29 protein-coding genes and 1 pseudogene are annotated in these 22,214 nt (G+C 72.7%); 8 read left to right on the top strand and 22 right to left on the bottom strand.

The features are described from left to right. The first annotated feature begins 33 nt into the window (after positions 1–33). Positions 34–372: a type II toxin-antitoxin system RelE/ParE family toxin gene (locus MFF40_RS06125; protein ID WP_147857503.1), complete on the top strand. Its 339-nt coding sequence runs from the start codon at positions 34–36 to the stop codon at positions 370–372. Then, on the top strand, positions 372–653 hold the full coding sequence (locus MFF40_RS06120) for a helix-turn-helix domain-containing protein (RefSeq protein WP_147857502.1): 282 nt from the start codon (positions 372–374) through the stop codon (positions 651–653). The genes MFF40_RS06125 and MFF40_RS06120 overlap by 1 nt, the downstream gene beginning before the upstream one ends. 121 nt (positions 654–774) lie before the next feature. Here the strand turns inward: MFF40_RS06120 and MFF40_RS06115 are convergent, their stop codons facing one another. The 3 genes from MFF40_RS06115 to MFF40_RS06105 all read right to left on the bottom strand — a co-directional run bounded on the left by MFF40_RS06115 (position 775) and on the right by MFF40_RS06105 (position 3,051). After that, positions 775–1,323: an NlpC/P60 family protein gene (locus MFF40_RS06115; protein ID WP_147857501.1), complete on the bottom strand. Its 549-nt coding sequence runs from the start codon at positions 1,321–1,323 to the stop codon at positions 775–777. Then, the gene (locus tag MFF40_RS06110) at positions 1,320–2,195 is read right to left on the bottom strand and encodes a phage/gene transfer agent baseplate hub protein (RefSeq protein WP_147899064.1); all 876 of its coding nucleotides are present in this window, start codon (positions 2,193–2,195) and stop codon (positions 1,320–1,322) included. Before MFF40_RS06110 ends, MFF40_RS06115 begins: the two co-directional genes overlap by 4 nt. 214 nt (positions 2,196–2,409) lie before the next feature. Then, positions 2,410–3,051: a DUF2460 domain-containing protein gene (locus MFF40_RS06105; RefSeq protein WP_238259950.1), complete on the bottom strand. Its 642-nt coding sequence runs from the start codon at positions 3,049–3,051 to the stop codon at positions 2,410–2,412. Positions 3,052–3,291: 240 nt separating this feature from the next. On the opposite strand from MFF40_RS06105, the gene MFF40_RS06100 reads away from it, so the two are divergent. After that, positions 3,292–4,200 carry a TauD/TfdA dioxygenase family protein gene (locus tag MFF40_RS06100; protein WP_147857225.1) on the top strand — a complete coding sequence of 303 codons (909 nt, stop codon included), beginning with the start codon at positions 3,292–3,294 and terminating at the stop codon, positions 4,198–4,200. Between the two features lie 81 nt (positions 4,201–4,281). Here MFF40_RS06100 and MFF40_RS06095 read toward each other — a convergent pair whose 3' ends face one another. From MFF40_RS06095 to MFF40_RS06055, 9 genes and pseudogenes are all read right to left on the bottom strand, one after another. Then, a complete protein-coding gene (locus MFF40_RS06095; RefSeq protein ID WP_147899067.1) occupies positions 4,282–4,854 on the bottom strand; it encodes a GNAT family N-acetyltransferase in 573 nt (190 codons plus the stop codon). Beyond that, complete coding sequence (locus tag MFF40_RS06090; RefSeq protein WP_147899068.1) at positions 4,826–5,023, bottom strand: hypothetical protein; 198 nt, start codon at positions 5,021–5,023, stop codon at positions 4,826–4,828. Before MFF40_RS06090 ends, MFF40_RS06095 begins: the two co-directional genes overlap by 29 nt. Before the next feature lie 109 nt (positions 5,024–5,132). Then, complete coding sequence (locus MFF40_RS06085; protein ID WP_147899069.1) at positions 5,133–5,711, bottom strand: phage tail tape measure protein; 579 nt, start codon at positions 5,709–5,711, stop codon at positions 5,133–5,135. A gap of 103 nt (positions 5,712–5,814) precedes the next feature. Continuing rightward, a pseudogene (locus tag MFF40_RS06080) lies at positions 5,815–5,982 on the bottom strand (phage tail assembly chaperone); the annotation flags it as partial. A gap of 59 nt (positions 5,983–6,041) precedes the next feature. Next, the gene (locus MFF40_RS06075; protein ID WP_147899070.1) at positions 6,042–6,374 is read right to left on the bottom strand and encodes a gene transfer agent family protein; all 333 of its coding nucleotides are present in this window, start codon (positions 6,372–6,374) and stop codon (positions 6,042–6,044) included. A 3-nt stretch (positions 6,375–6,377) separates the two neighbouring features. Next, complete coding sequence (locus tag MFF40_RS06070) at positions 6,378–6,788, bottom strand: phage major tail protein, TP901-1 family (RefSeq protein ID WP_147857901.1); 411 nt, start codon at positions 6,786–6,788, stop codon at positions 6,378–6,380. Positions 6,789–6,890: 102 nt separating this feature from the next. After that, positions 6,891–7,307 (bottom strand): DUF3168 domain-containing protein, encoded by a 417-nt coding sequence (locus MFF40_RS06065; RefSeq protein ID WP_147899071.1) that lies wholly within the window; start codon positions 7,305–7,307, stop codon positions 6,891–6,893. Next, positions 7,304–7,657, bottom strand: coding sequence for a head-tail adaptor protein (locus MFF40_RS06060; RefSeq protein ID WP_147899072.1), 354 nt, complete (start codon positions 7,655–7,657; stop codon positions 7,304–7,306). Before MFF40_RS06060 ends, MFF40_RS06065 begins: the two co-directional genes overlap by 4 nt. 41 nt (positions 7,658–7,698) lie before the next feature. After that, positions 7,699–8,259: a head-tail connector protein gene (locus MFF40_RS06055; protein ID WP_147899073.1), complete on the bottom strand. Its 561-nt coding sequence runs from the start codon at positions 8,257–8,259 to the stop codon at positions 7,699–7,701. A gap of 28 nt (positions 8,260–8,287) precedes the next feature. Here MFF40_RS06055 and MFF40_RS06050 point away from each other — a divergent pair, with 28 nt between their 5' ends. The 3 genes from MFF40_RS06050 (at position 8,288) to dps (ending at position 10,982) form a co-directional block, all read left to right on the top strand. Further along, a complete protein-coding gene (locus MFF40_RS06050; RefSeq protein ID WP_147899074.1) occupies positions 8,288–9,037 on the top strand; it encodes a trypsin-like serine protease in 750 nt (249 codons plus the stop codon). 329 nt (positions 9,038–9,366) lie between these two features. Further along, complete coding sequence (locus tag MFF40_RS06045) at positions 9,367–10,263, top strand: S1 family peptidase (RefSeq protein ID WP_147857306.1); 897 nt, start codon at positions 9,367–9,369, stop codon at positions 10,261–10,263. Between the two features lie 173 nt (positions 10,264–10,436). Continuing rightward, complete coding sequence (gene dps / locus MFF40_RS06040; protein WP_147857305.1) at positions 10,437–10,982, top strand: DNA starvation/stationary phase protection protein Dps; 546 nt, start codon at positions 10,437–10,439, stop codon at positions 10,980–10,982. A gap of 244 nt (positions 10,983–11,226) precedes the next feature. Here the strand turns inward: dps and MFF40_RS06035 are convergent, their stop codons facing one another. From MFF40_RS06035 to MFF40_RS06005, 7 genes are all read right to left on the bottom strand, one after another. After that, the gene (locus MFF40_RS06035) at positions 11,227–12,522 is read right to left on the bottom strand and encodes a phage major capsid protein (RefSeq protein ID WP_147899631.1); all 1,296 of its coding nucleotides are present in this window, start codon (positions 12,520–12,522) and stop codon (positions 11,227–11,229) included. Further along, positions 12,519–13,058 (bottom strand): HK97 family phage prohead protease, encoded by a 540-nt coding sequence (locus MFF40_RS06030; protein WP_238259949.1) that lies wholly within the window; start codon positions 13,056–13,058, stop codon positions 12,519–12,521. Before MFF40_RS06030 ends, MFF40_RS06035 begins: the two co-directional genes overlap by 4 nt. Positions 13,059–13,387: 329 nt before the next feature. Next, positions 13,388–14,578 carry a phage portal protein gene (locus tag MFF40_RS06025; protein ID WP_238260049.1) on the bottom strand — a complete coding sequence of 397 codons (1,191 nt, stop codon included), beginning with the start codon at positions 14,576–14,578 and terminating at the stop codon, positions 13,388–13,390. Between the two features lie 535 nt (positions 14,579–15,113). Beyond that, positions 15,114–15,305: a hypothetical protein gene (locus MFF40_RS06020; RefSeq protein ID WP_147857707.1), complete on the bottom strand. Its 192-nt coding sequence runs from the start codon at positions 15,303–15,305 to the stop codon at positions 15,114–15,116. A gap of 166 nt (positions 15,306–15,471) precedes the next feature. Further along, complete coding sequence (locus tag MFF40_RS06015; protein WP_498043398.1) at positions 15,472–16,695, bottom strand: DNA-packaging protein; 1,224 nt, start codon at positions 16,693–16,695, stop codon at positions 15,472–15,474. Beyond that, positions 16,626–17,483, bottom strand: a complete 858-nt coding sequence (locus tag MFF40_RS06010; protein WP_238259947.1) for a hypothetical protein — start codon at positions 17,481–17,483, stop codon at positions 16,626–16,628. Before MFF40_RS06010 ends, MFF40_RS06015 begins: the two co-directional genes overlap by 70 nt. 114 nt (positions 17,484–17,597) lie before the next feature. Continuing rightward, positions 17,598–17,885: a DUF3761 domain-containing protein gene (locus MFF40_RS06005; RefSeq protein WP_147857426.1), complete on the bottom strand. Its 288-nt coding sequence runs from the start codon at positions 17,883–17,885 to the stop codon at positions 17,598–17,600. 866 nt (positions 17,886–18,751) lie between these two features. On the opposite strand from MFF40_RS06005, the gene MFF40_RS06000 reads away from it, so the two are divergent. Together MFF40_RS06000 and MFF40_RS05995 are read left to right on the top strand one after the other, a co-directional pair. Continuing rightward, positions 18,752–19,006 carry a hypothetical protein gene (locus MFF40_RS06000; protein WP_147898984.1) on the top strand — a complete coding sequence of 85 codons (255 nt, stop codon included), beginning with the start codon at positions 18,752–18,754 and terminating at the stop codon, positions 19,004–19,006. A 133-nt stretch (positions 19,007–19,139) separates the two neighbouring features. Next, entirely contained in the window at positions 19,140–19,484 is a 345-nt protein-coding gene (locus MFF40_RS05995) for a hypothetical protein (RefSeq protein ID WP_147898985.1), read from the top strand. Between the two features lie 15 nt (positions 19,485–19,499). Here MFF40_RS05995 and MFF40_RS05990 read toward each other — a convergent pair whose 3' ends face one another. The 3 genes from MFF40_RS05990 to MFF40_RS05980 are packed head-to-tail and all read right to left on the bottom strand — an operon-like array spanning position 19,500 to position 21,935. Beyond that, the gene (locus tag MFF40_RS05990; protein ID WP_147898986.1) at positions 19,500–20,597 is read right to left on the bottom strand and encodes a protein-glutamate methylesterase/protein-glutamine glutaminase; all 1,098 of its coding nucleotides are present in this window, start codon (positions 20,595–20,597) and stop codon (positions 19,500–19,502) included. Then, the gene (locus MFF40_RS05985) at positions 20,594–21,439 is read right to left on the bottom strand and encodes a CheR family methyltransferase (RefSeq protein ID WP_147857523.1); all 846 of its coding nucleotides are present in this window, start codon (positions 21,437–21,439) and stop codon (positions 20,594–20,596) included. Before MFF40_RS05985 ends, MFF40_RS05990 begins: the two co-directional genes overlap by 4 nt. A 22-nt stretch (positions 21,440–21,461) precedes the next feature. Then, the gene (locus MFF40_RS05980) at positions 21,462–21,935 is read right to left on the bottom strand and encodes a chemotaxis protein CheW (RefSeq protein WP_147857524.1); all 474 of its coding nucleotides are present in this window, start codon (positions 21,933–21,935) and stop codon (positions 21,462–21,464) included. Positions 21,936–22,214: the final 279 nt, after the last annotated feature.

Below are 22,214 nucleotides of genomic sequence, written 5' to 3'. Positions count from 1 at the left end.
GTGGTCTGAGGCGTCGATGAGCTGGATGGCGTCGTGGTCGAGCGGCCCAAAGGCGTGGTGTTTCGCGGGGGTGCGCTCGACGACCTGCGCGCCTTTCCCAGGGATGCGCGCCGCGCCGCCGGACATCAGATCGATCGCGTTCAGTCCGGCCTTGATCCGGACGACTGGAAACCGATGTCGACGATCGGTTCGGGCGTCCGCGAGATCCGCATCCGGGAGCCGGATGGCGCCTTCCGGGTGATCTACGTGGCCAAGTTTTCCGGCACCGTGGTCGTCCTGCATTGCTTCCGCAAGACGACCCGGAAAACGACACTTGCCGACATCGCCACGGCCAAACGCCGCTACGCCGAGTACGTCCAGGAGTTACTGTGATGACGGAGACACGCTTCGACAGCGTCTGGGACGCGATCGAGGATACGCCGGCGGAGGCCGCGCATATGCGCCTCCGCTCGCAGTTGATGATGGCTCTGCGCAATCACATCGAACAATCCGGCCTGAACCAGTCGCAGGCTGCGAAGATCCTGGGTGTCACCCAGCCGCGCGTCTCGGATTTGATGCGTGGCAAGATCGACCTGTTCGCGATCGACACGCTGGTCGCGATGCTCGATGCGGCCGGGCTGCACGTCGAGCTGCGCGTCGCCACGGCGGCCTGACTTGCCTGATGCGGTGTGCGTTCGCAGTGATCGCCACCGCCTCAACCGTCATTGCGAGCGTAGCGGAGCAACTCAGTGCCGCGCGCGATCTCGAAGGGTGGCGTGTCCCTGGGTCGCTTCGCTACGCTCGCGATGACGGCGCGGGAAGCCTCGACATGGACGCGCTCGGCGTCAAGCTGACCGTGGCGACCGGCACCTCGTAAGGGGCCTGCGGAAACCGGAACACCCCGGTCAGGTGCCGGCGCCACCACGCCGTGAGCGCGACCTCGGCGACCGTGGCGTGGTCGTGGGCGTGGATCATGGCGTCGTCGCCGGTGGCGATGGCGCAGTGGCGGGCCGGGAGGTGGCGGCGGAAGGCGAAGAGCAGCACGTCGCCCGGCCGAGGTGGATCGCCGACGGAGGGCACCGGCACGAGGTGGCGCGCCGCCGCCTCGGTGAGGGGATCGGTCCCCGCGGCGGCGGATTCGGCCCAGGTGGCGGCATAGGGCGGCACCGGTTCCGGCTCGGCGCCGTAGAGCCCGCGCCAGACCCCGCGCAGCAGGCCCAGGCAGTCGCAGCCGACCCCGCGCAGGGAGGCCTGGTGCCGGTAGGGCGTGCCGAGCCACAGCCGCGCCTCGCCGAGGGCGGCCGCGCCCATGTCCGGGCCGATATCCCTTGGCATCGCGCTCATCGGAACAGGCTCCCGCCGTCGAGGACGGGCTCCGAGCCCGGCACCGCCCGCATCACCGCGTCGTTGCCGGGCATGTGCGGGAAGCCCTGGAAGTTGACCGCGTTGGCGAAGCGGTCCCGGCAGGTCGCCAGCCGCTTGTCGCAGCCGGCGGTGAGGCTGAACGCATCGCCCGCCGCCACCGGCCGGGGCGGCGCGGTCCACAATTCGAGGAGCGCGTCGAGCTGGAGCCGCACATCGGCCTTGAGGCCGGCATTGGCGCCGGCCGTCCAGGTGAGCGTTCCGCCGGTGAACAGCCCGTCCGCGAAGCTGCCGGCCAGGGCCACCGCGAGGGTCGCGGGTTCGGGCAGGCCGGTGACCCGTCCGGTTGTGCGCCAGGCCGCGAGATCGACCCGGCAGCGGCCATCGCCGAGATCGGCGCCGCAGGTCGCCCGGAAGGTCCGGCCGCGCTCGGCCCCGAGCCGGTGGGCGAGGCCGCGCAGCTCCGCCACGAAGGCGTCGCCCTCCCGGCGCACCTCGCCGATCGTGCCGACATCGAGCAGCAGGCGCGTCCCGGGATTGGTCCAGTCGACCAGCCAGGTCTCCACCGTGGCGCCGTCGTAGAGGCCGCCGGCGATGTCGGCCTCGGTCAGCCCCAGGGAACTCAGCGCCCCGGCCACATCGCCGCCGGAGACCGCGAAGCCGGATTCGGCGCTGGCCTCGGCGGCCTCCAGCCCGGTGCGGGCGGCGTGGACCAGGCCCGCGAGGGTCAGGTCGCGGTCATGGTCGGTGAAGCCCAGCGCGACGCCGTCCCGCCGGTGCAGGGTCCAGCACCGGCACAGGGTGGTGACGCCGCCCGCGAGATGGGCCGCAAAGGCACTTGGAATATCGCGCATCTTTTTCCCCTTAAGGCACCTACGGGCGACTCCAGTTTGAGGCGCGACAGCTTTTGCAGAGCTCGACGCGCGCCCTCTCCCGTGCGGGAGAGGGCTGGGGTGAGGGGTCAGGTCTGTCCGGAGAGGTCGCACCCCTCACCCTGTCCCTCTCCCGCACGGGAGAGGGGACCCGCGCCTTTTCGCGGCCGATCGGACGATCCGAAATCTGCGTCCCTCACGGCACGATCTCGACCAGCGGCACCTTGGGGATCTCGCCGGCCGTGAAGGCTGCGAGGTCGATGGTGAGGTCGTCGGTGTCGAACCGGACCGGCACGTCGAAGGCGAAGCCCGCCGTGACGGCGGCGCCCTTGGCGGGGACGTGCCCGCCCGCGAAGGTCACGAGCCCGGTGGCCGGGTCGCACGCGAAGGCGTCGGCGCCGACCTCCCGGCCGGCCACCGCCACCCGGACGCTGCCGGACACCGGCTTGGCGATGCGCCGGCGATAGGGCGCGAAGCCGGACCCGTAGGACTTGGTCAGCGCGAACGCCGCCGTGGCGCCGTCGCCGGTGCCGAGCGGCTGGTCCAGGGGGCCGATCGCCCGCCCGGGCGGCCCGGAGCGGAAATCGACGCGGTCGCGGTAGCGGAAGCCGTAGAGCCTCCCGCGGCGCTCCTCGAAGAAGGCCAGCACGGCGTGGAGCGCATCGAGCCCGCGCACCCCGAACCCGGCATCGTAGCGGCGGCGGGAATCGGCCCAGCGGCCGTTGCGGTGCTCCCGCCCCGAGGCCAGCGTGACGATCTCGGTGAGCCGCTGCGGCCCGCCGCTGCCGCGCAGCGACACGTCGAGGGGAAACAGCACCTCGTGGAAGGCTTCGGCCATGGCGCGATGATCCCGGAGATGGGGTCGGAGAAGGCACGTCCTGCCGGCCACCGCCGGCCGGGAAGAGTCTTTTGGAAACGGGCGAAACTTCGGAAACGCCGTTCATCGACAACCGACCGCGCCAGGGCGAAGATCATCGAAGACGACGGACGCTTCTTCGAAGACCTTGATCTCCGGCAGATCTCGCAAGATCTTTCCCGGCAGGCGTACGTCGTCCCCGATCCACCGAGGAGCCTTACGATGAGCGCCGTCCCGCAGCCGCTGCACCCCAACCTCGACATCCGCCGGGTCGCCGGCCGCATCGGCGCGGAGATCCGCGGCGTCGCGCTCTCGGGCGACCTCGACGCCGGGACGGTGGCGGCGATCCGCCAGGCGCTGGTCACCCACAAGGTGGTGTTCTTCCGCGACCAGAGCCTCGACGAGGCCGGCCAGGAGGCGTTCGGCCGGCGGCTCGGCGACCTCGTCCCACACCCGACCGTGCCGTCGCTCGCCGGCACGTCCGGCGTCCTCGACCTCGACGGCAGCCGGGGCGAGCGGGCGAGTTCCTGGCACACCGACGTGACCTTCGTGCCGGCCTATCCGGCGATCTCGATCCTGCGGGCCGTGACCCTGCCGGCCTATGGCGGCGACACCCTCTGGGCCAACACGGCGGCGGCCTACGCGGAGCTGCCCGAGACATTGCGCGACCTCGCCGACCGGCTCTGGGCGCTGCATTCCAATGTCTACGATTACGTCGGCGGGCGCGTGAACGCCCCGGAGGCCGGCCGCCAGCGCTACAACGAGGTCTTCACCCGGACCGTCTACGAGACCGAGCACCCGCTGGTGCACGTCCATCCGGAGACCGGCGAGCGCTCGCTGATCGTCGGGCACTTCATCCAGCGCATCCTCGGGCTCACGACCTCGGATTCGCAGCACCTGCTCGCGATCTTCACCGACCACGCGACCCGGCCCGAGAACACGGTGCGCTGGTCCTGGCGGCTGGGCGACGTGGCGATCTGGGACAACCGGGCGACGGTGCACCGCGCGGTGGACGATTATGGCGACCAGCCCCGGGTGGTGCGCCGGGTCACCATCGAAGGCGTCCCCCCGGTCAGCGTCGACGGACGCCGCAGCCGCGCCCGCGAGGCGGCGGCCAGCAAGGCGGCGTGAGAAGGGGCGATCACGTCGCCCGGTCGTGACAGGCGGGGCGACGTGCAGGCGCTCGCTCGCGCGCCGTCGTGAGCAGACGACTCAACCCGAGCTTGATACGTAGGGCTGAAGGTCCAGCCACATGACTGGCGCGGGCGAGGCACGGTTGCTGTCGGTATCCAGCATCGTGAAGCCCTGCTTGTCGTAGAAGCCCACGGATTCCTGCTTGGCGTTCGTGATCAGGAAGCGGCAGCCGACGCTGGTGCAAACTCGATCGACGGCGATGCTGAGTGACAAAGACAGGAGATCTCGGCCGATTCCACTTCCGCGCGTACCGTCCGCAACCGCCAAACGGGCAATCCGAATGGCGGGCTGGCTGGGATAGCGGTCAGCCCTCGGCTTTCCTTTGACGGAGTAGGTCCCGCCCAAGGCGATCTCCGCGCTCATCAGGCTGATGAAGCCGAGGATGCGCCTATCCGCGGGATCCTCCGGGACTGCGACGTAGGTCTGCGTGATCAGCTGAGCGCTGGCACGCTCCGAATCTCTGCGAAAGAATATCTTCAACGGCTTGTGCCGCTCGTCCGCAAGGGCAAATGCCACTTTGCAGTCGCCCTGTCGCATAGGACGAATAATATAGGGCGAATGATTACTTACCGCCGGCGTCGTTTCCTGCATCGACAGCGACCTTGCCCGTTTCGGTCATCGATCGCTGCAGTTTACGCCCTCTCTCGAGCGAGGCCAGCACAACCTGTTGCTTCTCGCTCGAGGCCACTTGGCGCAGGAACGTCTCCGCATCGCGGCCGGACAGCTTCACCCCGCCGAAATCTCGGGACAGGATAGCCATCGGCTCCTCCTCTCGACTGCACTGAGAACGACGTAGCAGGGCCTCCGCGTCTCGACAATGCGCGGACCCGGCACAGGACCAATTCCAGGCTTGTCCAACAGGTATGCCCTTACGTCGCCCGCTGCCCTCGCGCCACGGCGCGGGCGAGGCTCGCCGTCACCTGCGCCTCCGAACGGCGGAAGGCGCCGGGGTCGGGGGTGGCGATGTTGACCGTCACCGAGACCGGCCGGGAAGCGGGGGCGCCGGCAGCGACGCCGAGGCGGCCGTCCGGGCCGCGGTTGAGCGGCAGGATCGCCTCGGGGCCGGCCTCGCCCATCAGGCCGGCCCCGTTCGCCATCGGGAAGTAGGTCGGCGCGGCCACGACCCCGCCGGCCGCGAAGGGCTGGACCTGCCCGCCCCGGAGCACGCCGCCCCGGGCGAAGCCGGTCTCGCTGCCGGCGCCCGCCCCGAGCACGGCGTTGACCAGGCCGGTGATGCCGGAGCGGATCGGGCCGGAGGCCGCCCGGGCCGCCGCGCCGGCGAGCTTGCTGCCGATCGTGCCGAGCACGCCGTCGAGGCTGCGTCCCGAGGCGGCCCCGCGGGTGAGCGCCGAATCCAGGCTGCGTCCGAAATTCTTGGCGAGCTGGTCCAAGGTCGCGAGCTGCTTGATCCGGGCGGCATCCTGCGGATCGGGGTCGGCGTCGCTCATCGGGCGGCCCTCCTGGTTGGTCGGGGTTAGCGTGGCGCCGAAACCCGGGATCCCAAAGGGCTCGGCCCTTTGGCGGGGTGCCGGGGCAGAGCCCCGGCTCCGTTCACGGGCCCGGATCCGGATAGGCGGCGAGCAGGCGCTCGAACGCGGCGCGGCTCAGGGGCTCCGGGCCGCGCCGGCGGCCGAGCGCGGCGGCGAACTCCCGGGGCGTCGCCGCCCAGAAGGCGGCCGGGCTCCAGCCGAGCGCGCCGAGGCCGAGAGTCAGGGCGTCGTCCCACGGGAAGGCCGAGGTTCGAGCCGGCGCCGACGCAAAACCGTCTGGCGCCGGCCCTACCGAGGGTTTGCGAGGCCCGGCGCCTCCCCGAAGGCGGCGGCGAGGACTTCGGCCAGGGCGGTCGAGACCGCGTCCAGCCCACCGGCGAGGGGCAGGCGCGCCACCGCGTCGTCGTCGAGGGCGTGGCCGCCGCCGCGCAGGGCCGCGCCCAGCAGGGCGATCAGGTCCCGGGCCGAGACCCGGCCGCCGTCGAAGCGCTCGGCCAGGCCGACGAGGTCGCCGGCCTTGAGCGCGCCCTCCAGCTCGGCCAGCGCGCCGAGGGTCAGGCACAGGGTGTAGCGCTGGCCGGCGAGCTGAAGCGGCACCTCGCCGCGAATCCGGTTGGCCATGGCTCAGGCCGCCGTGAAGGCGAGCACGCCCGCCGAGTCGAGGCTGATGTCGAAGGTGACCTCGCCGGCATGGTCGCCCCGGTATTCGAGGCTCGCGATCTGGAACGGGCCCTCCAGGGTTCCGAAGGCCGGCACGACCACCTGGAAGGTCTCGATCGCGCCCTCGAAGAAGATCAGCCGCAACCGAATGTCCGAGGCCTGATCGCGAAAAACCCCGGATCCGGCGATCGCGGCCCGGCGCACGCCGGCGCCCGCCAGCAGCTCGCGCCAGCGGCCGGTGGAGTCCGCGTTGGTGACATCCACGGTCTCGGCGTTGAGGGTGATCTGCCGGGTGCGCAGGCCCGCCACCGCCACAAAACCGCCCGCGCCGTCGCCGGCCCGGAGCAGCAGGTCCTTGCCCTTCTGTGCGCCCATCGGGCCCTCCCCATGCTTTGGAATCGAACGTCGTCGCATCGCCTTCCACTGGCGTTCCAGGCGTCCGGGAACGAGGCGTGGGGGGCAGGCACCGCGCCCACCTCAAAGAACCTCGGTGACGGCCTCGATCGTCAGGGTGGCGCGGGCCTCGCCGGTGCGGGCGTCGCGGCTCGCCGTGATCGCCCGCACCCGCAGGGTGACGAGGCGGCAGCCCTGGAGCGGCGGGGCGGCGTCGGTGAGGAGCGCGGCCATGCGCGCGGCCGCGTCCAGCGCGGTGCGGACCGAGCCGGGCTTGGCGATCACCGCGATGGCGTGGCTGTGGCGATGGCGCTCGGCGCCGTCGACGGAATCGTCCACGCTCTCGGTGTCGCCGAACAGGGCGTAGACCGGCACCGAACCCCGGGGCGGCTCGTCGTGGAGCCGGACTTTTCCGCCGAGCAGGGCGGCCAGCGCGGCGTCGCCGGAGAAGCGGGCGATCAGGCCGGCGCGCAGGGCCAGGAGCGGGCTGGGGTCGCTCACGACGCGCTCTCCCGGGCCAGCTCCTCGACGTGGCAGACGCGGTCGCGGCCCCTCGCGTCCGGCTCGCTGACCGCGCGGATCGCGAAGCGGCGCGGGCCGGCGGCCAGCCGCATGGTCGGGTCGAGGGCGACCCCGGCGCGCAGGGTGACTCGGTAGGCGGGCAGCGTGTCGGTCCGGCCCCCCGCCGGGCGGTCGGCGAGGCCCGCCGGGGTGATCGCGCCCCACAGGACCGGGCCGGCCACGAAGCGGCGCAGCACGCCCCCGAACCCGTCGGGCTGCTCCAGGGGCCGTTCGAGCACGAAGCGGCGGCGCCGGGCGCCGAGCGTAGGGTGGTGCGGATTGGGCGCCATCGGGGCTGCTCCGGTCGGTCGCATGCGGGCGGGGCGGCGGATCACAGGCGCATCCGTCGGAACGGTGCGGCGAGGTCGGCGGCATCGGTGCGGGCGGCATCCGCCTCGTCGCCGCGATGCTCGTAGCGGGCGGCGGCGAGCCGCAGGATCGCGAGCCGGAGCGGCGCCGGCAGCGGCGGGCCGTCGCCCCCGAACCCGGCCGCGACCTCGATCAGGATCGTCCGGCCGGCCGGGTCCGGCACGCCTGCATCGATCAGCAGGCCCGGCGCCTCCACCGGCTCCGGCCCGAGGCGGACCAGGCCGGCGGCGAGTTCGGTGACGCCCTTGGCGTCCGCGAAGCCGGCGCGGACGAGCGCCACGAGCGGGCTCAGCGGCACGGCCAGCCGGCCGTTGGCGGGCCAGGCATCGAGGGCGATCCGGTAGCGGCCCGGGACCAGGATGCGGCGGGCCTCGATCTCCAGGCTGGCCCGGACCGCGGTGATCAGGGCCTGGAGCAGCCCATCCTCGGTGCCGCCGTCGTCGGCGTCGAGGCGCAGGTAGGCCCGCAGCTCGGCCACGCTCACCGGCTCGACCACGGCCCCGTCGGCGCGTATCGGGATCATCGCGTTGCCCCCTCGCTGGATGTCTCGAATGCCGGTCCCGAAGCGCCGCCGGGCGGCCCTCACCGTCCCGGCCACCGTCCTGGCTGCGGCCCTGTCGCTGGCGGCCGGCCCGGCGCGCGCGATCGTCGGCGGCGCCGAGGCGCAGGCCGGCGGAGCCGTGATGGTCCTGTCGTCGAAGGGCGGCGTCTGCACCGGCGTGGTGCTCGCCCCCGACACGGTGCTGACCGCCGCCCATTGCGCCGCCGCCGGGCAGGAGCACCGGATCCATTTTCGCGACGAGGCCGGGGCGCCGGTCCTGGTCGAGGTGGCGGCCCGGGCGATCCATCCGGGCTACGATGCCGGCGGCGCCTCGGGCCGCCGGCGGTCCATCGACCTCGCGCTCCTGCGCACCGCGACGCCGCTGCCGGCGCGCTTCGCCCCGGTGACCTTGAGCGCCGCGCTACCCCGGGCCGGCGAACGCCTGACCCTGTCGGGCTACGGCGCCGCCAAGTCCGGCGACCCGCGCTCGACCGGAACCTACCGCAGCGTCGGCTTGCCGGTGATCGAGCCGCACGGGCCGAGCCGCATCCTGGTCTGGCTGAAGGGTGCGGCCGGTGGGGGCTGCCAGGGCGATTCCGGCGGCCCGATCACCGGTCCGGACGGCGCCGTCCTGGCGCTGGCCGCCTGGATCGGCGGGACCTGCGGCGGCCTCACCCAGGGTGTCCTGGTGGGACCGCAGCGCGGCTGGATCGACCGGGTGTTGGTGGGATGGGGCCGGGATGCGCGGTGGGGCGGCTGACGGGCCGCCCGTGGCGTGCAATCGCGAGGCAAGGCCGCGGTTCGCGCTCTCGTGAGTCGAGACGACGGCCGAGAACTCAAATCGTCATTCCGGGGCGCCGCAGGCGAGCCCGGAATGACGGGGTCGGGGTGTGAGCCGACAGATCCACCGTTGCTCGGCCACGCGATCGAAGCTCCACCGCTGCCGATCAAAGTCTTCTTCCAACTCGCATCACCTGCCCATCCGGAACCGCAGCTTGGCCGGTTCATTGCCTTGCTCTAGGCTCCCTCGGCGCCGCGCCCCTGGCCGCGGCGTCCCACCTTGCGCCGCGAGCGCCCCCGGAGTGCCCGATGTTCCGTCGCCCGATGCGCAAGGCCGGCCCCCGTGAGCGTCTGTTCGGCCTGGGGCTCGGCAGCGCCCTGCTGGGCGCCGTGGCCGGACTGATGCCGGCGCCCGCGTCCGCGGTGATCAACGGCACCACCACCCGCGACCCCAACGGCGCCCGGACCTTCGCGGTGCGGATCGAGAGCACCGAGGGCGAGATCTGCTCGGGCACGCTGATCGCCCAGGACCTCGTGCTCACCGCCGCCCACTGCGTGATGCGCCCGGCCGGCTACACCGTCATCAGCGTGGACCGCGGCTTCCGCCAGCACCGCACCCAGGTCATCGCCGCGACCATGCATCCGGACTTCGTGCCCGGCACGACCCCGGAGGACCAGCCGGGCGTCGATCTCGCCCTGCTCAAGCTGGAAGCGCCGCTCGGCGCCGACTACGTGCCCCTCGATCCGCGCGGGGCCGCCTCGATCGACACCGGCGCGCCGGTGGACATCGCGGGCTTCGGCGTCGTGGCCGAGAACCGGCGCGACTCCGCGCGGATCCTGCGGCTGGCGCACCTCGTGTCCATCGGCTCGCTGCAGGTCGCCAACAGGGTGACCGTGGTGACCGACCGGCGGCGGATGGCCGAGACTTCGGGCGCCGGCGCGTGCCTGGGCGATTCCGGCGGCCCGATCCTGGTCGGCGGCCCCGGCGGCTACCGGATCGTCGGCGTGGTCAGCTGGTCGAGCGGCGCCCTGCAGCAGGGTGCGCGCCGGACCGCCTGCGGCGGCTTCACCGCGGTGACCCCGGTGGCGGAGCATACCGGCTGGATCGCCACCCGGTCGGCCGAACTGTCGCGGATCCCGGTCGGCGAGGCCCTGCCCCGGGGCAACCGCTCCGACTGGATGGCCAAACCCGGCCGGCACCGCTGAGCGCCGAGGGGGCTGCGCCGGATTCCGGGACGAAACGCGGCGCCCGGACGTGCGGATGCTCGGAACACCGGGCGCGCCGTCGCGTTTGTGCAACGCAATCGCGTTAGATGAGGACCCGCGGCCGTACCGGCATATTCGCGACCGTCCGCACGCATGTTCACGGAGTAGATTTCATGGCTGAGACCGGCAAAGGCGACACCGTTCGCTCGCACAAGACCCGTAACAACACCGATTCGAACGCCAAGCAGGTCTCGGTCGAAGCGCTCAACGCCCGGCTGGCGGACGGCATCGACCTCGCCCTGGCGATCAAGCAGGCGCACTGGAACCTCAAGGGCCCGCAGTTCATCGGCATCCACGAGATGCTGGACGGCTTCCGCACCGAACTCGACGACTTCAACGACAAGGTCGCGGAGCGCGCGGTGCAGCTCGGCGCCACGGCCTTCGGCTCGACCCAGGCGGTCGCCGAGAAGACCAAGCTGCCGGCCTACCCGACCGGCATCTACGCCATCGCCGACCACGTCGCCGCGCTGATCGACAGCTACGCCGCCTACGCCAACGCGGTGCGCGAGAACATCGACGAGACCGACGAGGCCGGCGACGACGGCACGTCCGACCTGTTCACCGAGATCTCGCGGGCGGTCGACAAGCACCTCTGGTTCCTCGAGGCTCACGTCCAGGAGCCGACTGGCACCCTGCGCGACGGCAACCCGGGTCGGTAAGCGCTTCGGTCGAGAGCCAAGCGGATTCGGTAAGTGCACGCTCCTTCCCTCCCCCCCTCTGCGGGGGAGGGTGGGCCGGCCGTTAGGCCGGGTCGGGAGAGGGGCGGCGTGACGGTGCAGGAGTTCGCGCCCGTCGCGTCCTTTGCGGAGGCGTCGCTCCCCTCTCCCGACCCCTGCTGACGCAGGCGCCACCCTCCCCCGCAAAGGGGGAAGGGTCCGACGCGCGTGTCAGCCACGCCAAGGCTTACCCAAACTTCAAAACCTTGATCGCATCGAAGTCCTGCACCCCGCCGCCGACGCGCTTGGTGGTGTAGAACAGCACGTAGGGCTTGGCCGAGTACGGGTCGCGCAGCACCCGCAGGCCTGTGCGGTCCACCACCAGGTAACCCCGGCGGAAGTCGCCGAACGCCACCGACAGGCTGCCCGCCGCGATCTCCGGCATCGCCTCCGCCTCCGTCACGGGGAACCCGATCAGCGTCGCGGATTGGGCGGCCGTGAGCGGCGGGTGCCAGAGGTAGTTGCCCTGCGCGTCCTTGAACTTGCGGATCGCGCTCTGGGTGCGCCGGTTCATCACGAAGCCGGCATTCTGGCGGTAGCCCGCACGCAGGGCGTAGACCAGGTCGAACAGCACGTCGGACGGGTTGGTCGATGGGAACGCCCCGGCCGCTCCCGTGGCGACGAAGCCGAGCTTGCCCGGCACCCAGGCGGTGTTGGCCACGGTGTCGTAGCTCAAGAAGCCGCGCGGTCGGCTGGCGCCGTTGCCGGTGACGAAGGCCACCCCCTCCTGCTCGGCGAAGGCCATCTCGACCTCGGCCGAGAGCCAGGCGTCGAGGTCGACCACGGCATCGTCCAGCAGCGTCTGGGTCGCGGCCGGCATGGCGTAGAGTTCCATGGCCGGGAACGCGATCTCGGACAGGACCGGCCCGTCGGTGCCGGGGCGCGGCGCGGTCTCGGCGACCCAGCCGGTCACCGGGGCGCCGACCGCGGCGGCGCGCTTGTACTGGGCGCCGGAGATCTGCTGCACGCTGGCGATGGACCGGATCGGCGAGACCTGGGCGAGGCGGGCCAGCACGGTCCGCTCGATGGTCTGGGGCACGAGATAGCCGCCGTCCGGCCCCGATCCGGCCGACAGGGCCTTGGCCTCCAGACGCTTCAGCCCCGCGCTCTCGCCGGCCCGGACGTAGAGGTCGAAGGCCGCCTTGTGCTCCTGCGCGGCCCCGTCCTCCCGGGGTCCCGGCTGGCCGAGCGCCGGCCGGGCGCGGTCGAGGCCGACCCGCTCGAGCCGGGTCTTGGCGGCGTCCAGCGCCGCGTCGATCCGGGCGAGCTTCTCCTCGGTGAGCACGTCGGTGCCGAGCCGGCCCTCGATCTGGGCGATGCGGATCTCGTTGGTCTCCTTGAACGCCTCGAAGGCGGTGGCGAGTTCGTCGAGCGCCGGCTGGACCGGTTCGGCCCCGGGGCGGCCGGCCTTGTTCTCCAGGCCGGGCAGCGCGGCCTTGGTCTCCGGGGCGGGGCTCGACGGCGCGGCGGTGTGGGACATCATCGGACGACCTCGTGGCTGGGGTGGGTGAAGCGGGACCGGGCCGCCGGGCTCGGGCAAGGGGCGCGGCGGGCGGCGGGAACGGGGGCGATCCTCCGGGCGAGGCCGCGGATCTCCTCGGCCGAGGGCGTGCGGTCCGGGCTCGCCCGGGCCTGCGGCTGCAGCGGGAAGGTCACCAGGGAAATCTCCCAGAGGTCGACCCGCTGAAGCCGGCGCTCGCCGGCCGGGCCCTTGCGGGCCAGCAGGGTGCGGAAGCCGATCGACAGCCCGTCGAGGCCGCCGCCGCGCATCAGCGCGTCGATCTCCCGGGCGCGCTGCACCGCGAGGTTGAGCTGCCCCTCGGCGAACAGGCCGCGGGCATCCTCGCGCAGCGACAGCCAGCGCCCGATCGGCTCGGCCGGATCGTGCTGGAACAGCAGCCGCACCCCCGCCGCCCCGCGCCGGGCCAGGCTGGCCGCGAACGCGCCCGGCACCACCACGTCGCGGCCGAGATCGGGCACGCCGAACACGCTGGCGTAGCCGGAGAAATGGCCATCCATCGACAGGGTCCTCGGTTGGTTTTTTTGGGATGGGCTGAGAGGCCGTGGCTTCAAGGACAGCCAGTCCAGGAAGGGCAGGCGCTCTCCCCCCCCCCTCTGCGGGCTACGATGTTCACACCTCGGCTTGCGAAAGCCGCCACGCGCCCCCTCTCCCGTGCGGGAGAGGGTTGGGGTGAGGGGACAGGTCTTTCCGGAAAGCGCGCATCCCTCACCCTGTCCCTCTCCCGCACGGGAGAGGGGAACCGCGCCACATCCGGGGATGGGTGAATCCGATAGCCCGCAGAGGGGGAAGGGAGAGCGCGCGGATCTGGGCAGGCGGCGCGCGCCCTTCACCCGCCCGCCTCCGGCTCCGGCGGGTAGCCCACCGCGGCGCGCTTCTCGGAGGCCGACAGGAACCCGGCCGCCTCGACCCGGCGCCACAGGGATTCCCGCTCCCCCGACAGGGCCTCGATCCGGTCGAGGTCGGGTTCGAGGTCCAGGGCCCCGAAGGCCGGCTCCAGCCAGCCGGCCAGCGCCTGGGCGGTGCGGGCGGCGAGCGGGATCAGGGTCTGGCGGTAGAGCGCCCGGTTCGCCTCGGCGTAGTTGGCGTGGGTGCTGTCGCCGGGCAGCCCCAGCAGCAGGGGCGGCACCCCGAACGCCAGGGCGATCTCCCGGGCGGCGGCGTTCTTGGCCTCGACGAAGTCCATGTCCCGGGGCGACAGCGCCAGGGGCTTCCAGTCCAGGCCGCCCTCCAGGAGCAGCGGCCGGCCGGCATTGGCCGCCCCCTGGTAATTCGCCTCCAGCTCGGCCTTCAGCCGGTCGAACTGCGGCTCGGTGAGCGCCGCGCCGGCGAAGACCAGCGCACCCGAAGGCCGCGCCGCGTTGTCGAGCAGCCCCTTGTTCCAGGCGCTCGCGGCGTTGTGGATGTCGAGGGCGGTGGCGGCGGCCTCGATCGGGGCGAGGCCGGCATAGTCGTCGTCCGGGTGGAACAGGCTGAGCGCCAGGATCGGGGCCACCTCGGGGGCGCCGGGAGCCGGCAGGTCGAACCGCCGGCTGTTGCCGCCCACCGTGTAGACGTAAGCGACGGGCCAGCCGTCCGGCCCCGGCAGCATCCGCATCCGGCCGGGCCGCAGACTCTGCAGGGCCGCGATCCGCCCGTCGAGGCTCACCGCCTCCAGGTAGGCGGTGCCGCTGAGCGTCAGGTCCGCGTAGACGGTCTCGAGCAGGCGCGTGCCGCTCTCGCGCGGGTTCGGCCGGGCGAGCAGCGCCAGGAGATCGGCCGCATGGCCGGCGCCCGGTCCGGTGGCCATGAGCGGCAGGCTGGCCGCCCCCTCGGCGACCAGCCGGACCGCCCGGTGCACGATCGGGTTGCGCTGGTAGCCGGCCCGCGCCAGAGCCGCCGGGTCCCGGGCGGTCCAACTCGCCCGCCCGTCGGTATAGAGCGCGAAGGCCGGGGCGGCCTTGGTGACGAGGGCCGGTTCCGGAGGAGCCCCGGCGGCGCGGCGCGCCACCCGCGCCATCCGATCGAGGAAGGTCGCCATGCCGGTCCGCTCCTGCGCCATGATGATGTCGCTCTCCGATCGTCGACGGCCCGGGACGGCCGGACGGGATCGGGAGGCTTGGGATTCTCTCGGCCTGCGCCCGCGGGCACCATTGCGGCTGCGGCGAATACACCGCACCCGAGCCGGCACCGTGGCGACAGCGCTACAGCCCGGACGGGCGAAGTCGTGTATTCAGGATGCAGTTCGTTCCAGAGACCACGAACCGACTCCCGGCGCGCTTCCCGCAGAGGCGCGCCGTATTGTTTTGTGCCCGCCTCGACGGCACGGCTACGATCCGGCGCCCTGCGCGCGCGGGCCATCCCAGCCGCGCTCCGGGACCCCGAAGCGCCGGGTCGGCAGCCGACGCGCGCAGGCGATGCGGAACGGGCGCCATGCGCCGCCGCCGACCGAGAGACTTACCGCCTCAGGCTGCAGGGTATTCCGATTCGAGGAATGCAGGGCTCAGGCGTCGTCCCGAACGATGGCCGCCGCGTTTCGGATGATGCGGGGCGAAAACCGAACGCATCGACGCCGATCAGACGGCCTCGACTTCACGGCCGACGCCGTTGGCGGCTTCCCGGGCGCAGCGGAGAACCGCGGCCCGGTCGGTCTCGCTCGCGATCGCGTTCCACAGGCGCAGCAGCTCGACCGTCGCACTCAGGTCGGGGCGGACCGTCGCCGCACCGTAGAAATCGCCCACCGGGCAGCCGAGGGTCTCGGCGATCATCCGGAGGCGCCGTTGGGCCCCGTCGGGTAGACAGCTCTCAGGATTAACATCCGAGCTCACGGGCCACCCTCCGATGTACACGGGTTTATAGCAGTCGCTCCGAGTGTATGCAATTTAAGGATGAAGTCTGGCGTCACGTTCCCGTGTGACAGCGCACGAGGCGGCCTCAGAGGCCGCGGATCCGCGGCGCGCGGGGCGCGTCGAGCAGCAGGTGCGTCACCGCCCAGACCAGGGCGTCGAGGCGATCGGGCGAGCCACCGCTCGACAGGCCGTCCGGACCGAAATCGCACAGCTCGTCCTCCAGGGCCGGGAAGGCCCCGACATGGTGGACGAGGCCGCGGGCGTAGAGCAGCGACACCGGCTCGGCACGCAGGTACTTGCCCCGCGTCGCGCGGACGGGCGTGACCGGCACCGCCGGGTCGCACTGGGCCAGCACCGCGGCGGCCATCTCGCCGCCCTGGTTGACCTCGACCACCAGGGCGTCGGCCCCGAGCCGGTGATAGAGCGCCAGCGCCGCCCCGGCCCAGGCCTGGGGGCTCGCCCGGGCGAGGCTCGCATCGGCCAGCACGTAGGCCTGGGCGCCGGCCCGGCCTGCGGCCACGATCCCGCAGGCATCCGAGCGCGTCCCCGAGGTCGCGGGCGGATCCACGGCCACCACGATCCGGGCGAGGTCCGGCGCGGCGCCGACCCGGCCGGCCTCCAGGGCGGCACGCTCCCACAGGGCATCGTCCCGGTCGGCGATCAGCTCGCCGTCGAGCTCCTGGCGGCCGAGGCGGGTGCCGGCATAGCGCCCGACCACCTGCTCCAGGAAATCCGGGGCGAGGTGCCGGGCGTTGTCGTGGGTGCGGGCGCGGCTGACCACGGTGCGCGGGTCGGCGAGCAGGCGGCGGATCAGCGGCACCGGCCGGGGCGTGGTGGTGACGAGGTTGCGCGGGCGGGAGCCCAGCCGCAGCCCGAATTGCAGCATGTCGAACGCGGCCTCGGGCCGACGCCACTTGGCCGCCTCGTCGCACCACGCGGCCCCGAATTGCGGGCCGCGCAGCGCGTCGGGCTCCTCCGCCGAGAAGGCCTGCGCCACCGCGCCGTTGTCCCAGGCGAGCCGGCGCAGGCTCGGCGACCAGCGCGGGCGCGCCCGGCCCCGGGCCGGCAGGTTGAGCAGGCCGGACGGCCCCTCGACCATCACGTCGCGCACGTCGAGATGGGTCTCGCCCACGAGCGCGATGCGTCCGACCGGCTCCGGCGTGAAGGCCGGGTCGCCCCGGGCCAGGGCGTCGACCCATTCGGCCCCGGTGCGGGTCTTGCCGCAGCCGCGGCCGCCGATCACCGCCCAGGTGGTCCAGGGCGTCGCGGTCTCGGCCGGCGGCAGCTGGTCGGGGCGGGCCTGATGCAGCCAGTCGTCGGCCAGGGCGCAGACCAGCGGCGCCGGCAGGGTCGCGAGGAAGTCAGGCAGCCTTCCGGTCGCGGACAAAGCCAGCATAGCGGCGCGCGATCTCCGTGCGGAGCGCAGGCAGGTCGGGTCCGGTCCCGCCATCGCTCCCCTCCCCCCCCTGCCTGCCCGCCAGCCTGCCCGCCAGCCTGCCCGCCAGCCTGCCACGGGGCGATCTCGTCGAGCAGCCGCTTGAGGCCGCCGAGGTCGCGCAGCACCCGGGCGGAATCCAGCACCGCCGCGCCCTGGCCGTTCAAGGCGGCGTCGAAGGCGGCGATCTGGCGGGCGATGTGGGCGCGCAGATGCGCCCGCAGGATCGGCGGATCCGCCGCCGAATCCGGATCGAGGATCCCAAGCTCGGCCGGCGCCTCCGAAGGCTCGAATTCGGGCTCGAATTCGGGCTCGAACTCGGGCCCGGCCGCCGGCTCGGGCCGGGCCACGCCGCAGACCGCCATCAGCCGGACGGCGGCGTCGCGCCCGATCCCGACCGCCTCGGCGACGTCGCCGGGATCGTTCTGCGCCGCGCCGATGAGGCGGGTGAGCGCCGCCCGGCGCGACTCCGGCCAGCGCGTCACCAGGTCCTGCCGCCAGCGCCGCGGCCTCAGCCAGCCGGACCGGGCGTTCCAGGTGGAGATCGTGGCCGGCTTGACGCCGGTGCGGGCGCCGATCTCGTCGAGCGTCAACGCGGTCTCGCGCAGGAGCTGCTCGGCCAGGGCGCGCCGCTCCGCGGGAAGCGCATCGAAGGACCGCATCGCCGCCGCTCCGCACACTTCTCGACCGTGCCCGTCTCGTAGCCGAGGAGCGCGACGGTGTCAATCTATAAAATCCTAGGTTCGGATTTTAGGCCGATTTTTGGCGCCCTGGCCTCACCCCTCCCACCGCGCCACGCCGCCGTGGCCGGAGCAGGTGCCGCGCCGTGTGTGGCTGAAGCTCCAGGTGTCGTCGCGGCACTTGGCCGTGGCGCCGGCCGGCTTGCCGCCGTCGCGGGTCTTGGCCGGGCGATGCACCTCGGAGCCGTCGCGGCTGCGGTAATGGCCGTGCCGGTCCAGGGTCGATTCGTCCGGCTCGCGGACATCCCGGGCGCAGGCGGCGCCCGAGAGTCCCAGAAGCACGGCACCGGCCAGCGCCAGCCGCGCGCAGGCATGCGGGCTCACCGGTCGGCATCGCGTTGGGCGACCGGGCCTGGCGATCGCGCCGGCATGCGGAGTGCCGCTACCCCGGGGCCCGGAACCGTCGCGCGCAGTGCCGTTCGACCCGGTGACGCTCCGCCCGCGACCGCCGCCGAATCCTCGGGCGGGCGCGGCGTCGGCCGACGGCAAAACCCCGGGGCGGATCGGGTTCGGTCTCACAGGGCACCCTATGGGTTGTGTCTATTGGCATCAGACACAACCCATGCGGGACGTCACGCACGATCTCGGGTGATCTTTAAATATTTCGCACGTTGTCATCGTGGGCGACGAGGCCGCGACGGTCGCGCCGCGTCCCAGGCGAGACCCGGCCTGCCCCGCGCGGCACCGCGACGGCGCGCGAGGGCGAAATTCCCTTGCGGGACCGGGTGTTGCGCAGGGATCCGGCCACATCGGCTGAGCGAGATCCCCCACCGTCGACGGCCCTTCGATGCCATCGACGGTGGTTCTTTCGGGTCCCGGCGATGCCCGCGGCGCCCGAGAGCGGCAGCGCTGTCGATGGCGCCGGCGCAGGCCTCCAGAGCAGAGCGACAGGTCCGGGACTGCACGCGATCGAGACAGACCTTCGCGTATGCGGTGGCTCGGCGCCCATTGGACACCGAGCACAGGTCTAGCAAAAGTCTTGAGGCACCCCGAAATCGAGCGCGATACTTTATTGGTCGATCCGTGCTTTCGCTGCAATCACCCGCGTCCGATCTGCGTATTGGACATGGAGCGAGCGGTTTTCGTCGCGTGTCCTGCAAAAATACCGGGGTTGCCGGGATGACCTGTGCGGCGGTAATCTATGCGACTGGCGCGTCGGCGGCGCGTTCGAAAATGAATACGGGGGCGAAGTGTTCGTTCTGGTTCTGGCCACCCTGGCGGGTGGCATCCTGACCTGTGTCGGCGCATGGCCTTGGTTCGGCCTCGGCGCGCTCCTCCTGGGTCCGTTCGGCGCCGGAAGCGCTGCGGTCTTCGCCGGCCTCCTCCTCGCCGCCCTGCGCAGCCGGCATCCCGCCGCCGCGCACAAGCCGATGGTGAACATCCAGTCCGAGGCGCCCCGCGCCGTCGCCAACGATACGCTGTCGGGCCAGCGCCGCCGGGCCTGACCCGCGGCCTGGACATCGGACGCGGGAGGTTCGACCCGACCCAGATTGCGCGGATCGCCCGCAGGCTCGGGGAGGCGCCGCTCGGCCTGTTCGGCACGCGCGGCTCTTCGAGCGCCGGGGTCGGCCCCGCACGGTGGCGGACCTCGACGCGCACGACGTCCTCGGCTTCGACCGCAGCGACGCCCTGTTGCGGGCCTATGCCGCCCACGGGCTCCGGGCGACGCGCACGGATTTCCCGATCCGCTGCGACGACCAGATGGCCTACTGGACCCTGATGCGGGCCGGGGCCGGCCTCGGCTTCGCCCAGGTCGTCCTGGCGGCGCGCCACCCCGAGCTGGAGCGGGCGGAGATCGGCCTCGCCCTGGCACCGCTGCCGGCCTGGCTGGTCCTGCACGAGGAGGTGCGCGGCAACGCCCGGATCCGCCGCGTCGCCGATTGTCTCACGGACGCGCTCGGCGTCCTGTTGCGCGGCGGCTGAGGCCGCCCCTCCGGCTCACGCCGGCTGGCGCTGGGCGGGGGCGTGGCCGAAGCGGATGATCTCGTGGGACAGCCGCTCCAGCGGCAGGACCTTGGCGGCGGCGCCGCGCTCGATCGCCTCCTTGGGCATGCCGAACACCACGCAGCTCTCCTCGTCCTGCGCCACCGTGAGGGCGCCGGCCCGGCGCATCTCCAGGAGGCCGTTGGCGCCGTCGTCGCCCATGCCGGTCATGAGGATGCCGAGCGCGTTGGCGCCGGCGCATTGCGCGGCCCCGCGGAACAGCACGTCCACCGACGGGCGGTGGCGCGAGACCAGCGGGCCGTCCTTCACCGCCACGGTGTAGCGGATGCCGCTGCGTTGGAGCAGCAGGTGCCGCCCGCCCGGGGCGATCAGGGCCCGCCCGGGGATTACCGCGTCGCCGTCCTCCGCCTCCTTCACCGCGATGGCGCAGAGCCCATCCAGACGCCTGGCGAAGGCCGCCGTGAAGTGCTCGGGCATGTGCTGGACGATGATCAGCCCCGGGCAATCCGGCGGCAGCGCCTCCAGCACGTCGCGCAGGGATTCGGTGCCGCCCGTGGACGCGCCGATGCAGACGATCGGCTCGGTCCCGGCCAGGGCCCGGGGGCGGGCGCTGAGCGGCAGCACGGCGTCGGCGGTGAGCTTGGCCTCCACCGGCCGGGGGGCCGGACGGCCGGGGCGCAGCCTCGCCCGGGCGGCGGCCCGGACGGCGTCGCAGACCCGCACGGAGGATTCCATCAGGAACTGACGGGTGTCGATGCGGGGCTTCGGGAAGACGTCGACCGCCCCCGCCTCCAGCACCTCGAACAGGGTCCGCGAGCCGTCCTCGGTGAGCGTCGAGCAGATGATCACCGGGATCGGCCGCTGCGCCATGATCTTGCGCAGGAAGGTCAGCCCGTCCATCCGGGGCATCTCGAGGTCGAGGATGATGACGTCCGGCACCTCGTCGTGGATGCGCCGCGCCGCGATGAACGGGTCGGCCGCCGTGCCCAGCACGGTGATGTCGGGGGCCGCCTCCAGGATGCCCACCAGGGTCTGCCGGACCGAGGCGGAATCGTCCACGATCAGGACGCGGATCGGCGCGCCCCGCCTCACGCGACCGCGCCCGGGGTCCGGCCGAAGATGGTCGAGGAGACCTGCGTCAGGCCCGGCACCCCGGCCCCGGCCATCGATTCCGAATGGCCCACCACCAGGAAGCCGCCGGGGCGCAGATGCGTGGCGAGCCGGGACAGCACCGCCCGCTGGGTGTCCTTGTCGAAGTAGATCAGCACGTTGCGGCAGAAGATGATGTCCACGTCGCGATCGACCGGATACTGGGCGTTCATCAGGTTGAGGTGCTTGAAATGCACCCGGCTGCGCAGCTCCGGCACGATCCGCCCGACCTTCCAGGACGGGTTGCGGGCGTTCATCACGTAGCGCCTGCGGAAATGCGGCGGCACCGCCTGCAGGACGTCGTCCGGATAGATGCCGTCGGCGGCCACCCGCAGCACCTCCGTGGAGACGTCGGTGCCGAGGATCGCGTAGTCGAGGGCGTGCCCGGCCATCGCCATGTCGTGCAGCACCATCGCGAGGGTGTAGGCCTCCGCCCCCGTGGAGGCGGCCGCACTCCACAGCTTGAGCCGCGCCTGCGTGATGCCGTTCCGGCGCAGCATCGGGATCAGCTCGTCCCGGAGCTGGTCGAAATGCGCCGGCTCGCGGAAGAAGTCGGTCTTGTTGGTGGTGACGCAATCGACGATGTGCACGAACTCTTCGGCGAGGTGACCCTGCTCGAAGACGTGCCGCCCGTATTCCGTCAGGGTCTCGATATCGAGCGCGCGCATGCGCTTGCGCAGCCGGCCCTCCACCATGGTGCGCTTGGCCGGTGGGATCTGGATTCCGACCCGGTCCTGGATCATCTCCGCGACGGTCTCGAAATGGCGGTCGTTCAGGCGCGGCATGGTGTGGCTCCCGGTGGGGCGATCAGGCCGCGAGCGAAGGCAACAGGAGCGCCGGGTCTTCCCCGGCCATCAGCGCCCGGAGGTCGAACACCACCACGAAGGCGTCGCCCTTGCGGCCGATGCCGGCGATGTAGGTCGAGCGCCAGCGCCCCCCGACATCGGGGGCGGGCTCCAGCTCGGCGCTGTCGAGCTCGGTCACCTCGATGACCCGGTCGGCCACGAAGCCGACCCGCATCGGCCGGTCGCCCATGGGGATGTTCAGCAGGATGATCCGGGTCGCCGGGGTCACCGGGATCGCCGGCAGGCCGAGCTTGGTCCGCAGGTCCACCACCGGGTAGCTCTGGCCGCGCACGTCGATCATGCCGACCAGGAACGGCGGCGCCTGCGGCAGGGCCGCCGGCGGGCGGTAGTCCAGGATCTCGTGCACGGATTCGATGTCGATCCCGAAGATCTCGCGATCGAGGCCGAGGGTCAGGTATTGCCACACGCTGGACATGCTGGTCTCCGGCTGGGCCGCTGCCGGCCGGGTCCCGCGCAGGTCGGGGGACACGGGGCATCGCTGCGGCGGCATGATGATCGGGCGTCTCGAAAGGAGGCGCCGCGCGGGGGGACCCGCGCGGTGCCGGGGCCGCTCAGGCGGCGCGGACGAAGTCGGCGTCGCGGGCGTCGCCCTCGCCCATGTCCAGGGCGAAGCCCCCGCCCGGGGCCAGGGTCGGCCGGCCGCAGGGCGATCGCTTGAAGGGGATCAGGCGGTCTGAGTGACGATGGCTCTGAG

Origin of the sequence: Methylobacterium mesophilicum (genome assembly GCF_022179445.1) — a bacterium.
GTDB classification, from domain to species: domain Bacteria; phylum Pseudomonadota; class Alphaproteobacteria; order Rhizobiales; family Beijerinckiaceae; genus Methylobacterium; species Methylobacterium mesophilicum.
Note: the sequence above shows the minus strand (reverse complement) of the source record. Positions and strands in the feature narration are given on the sequence as shown.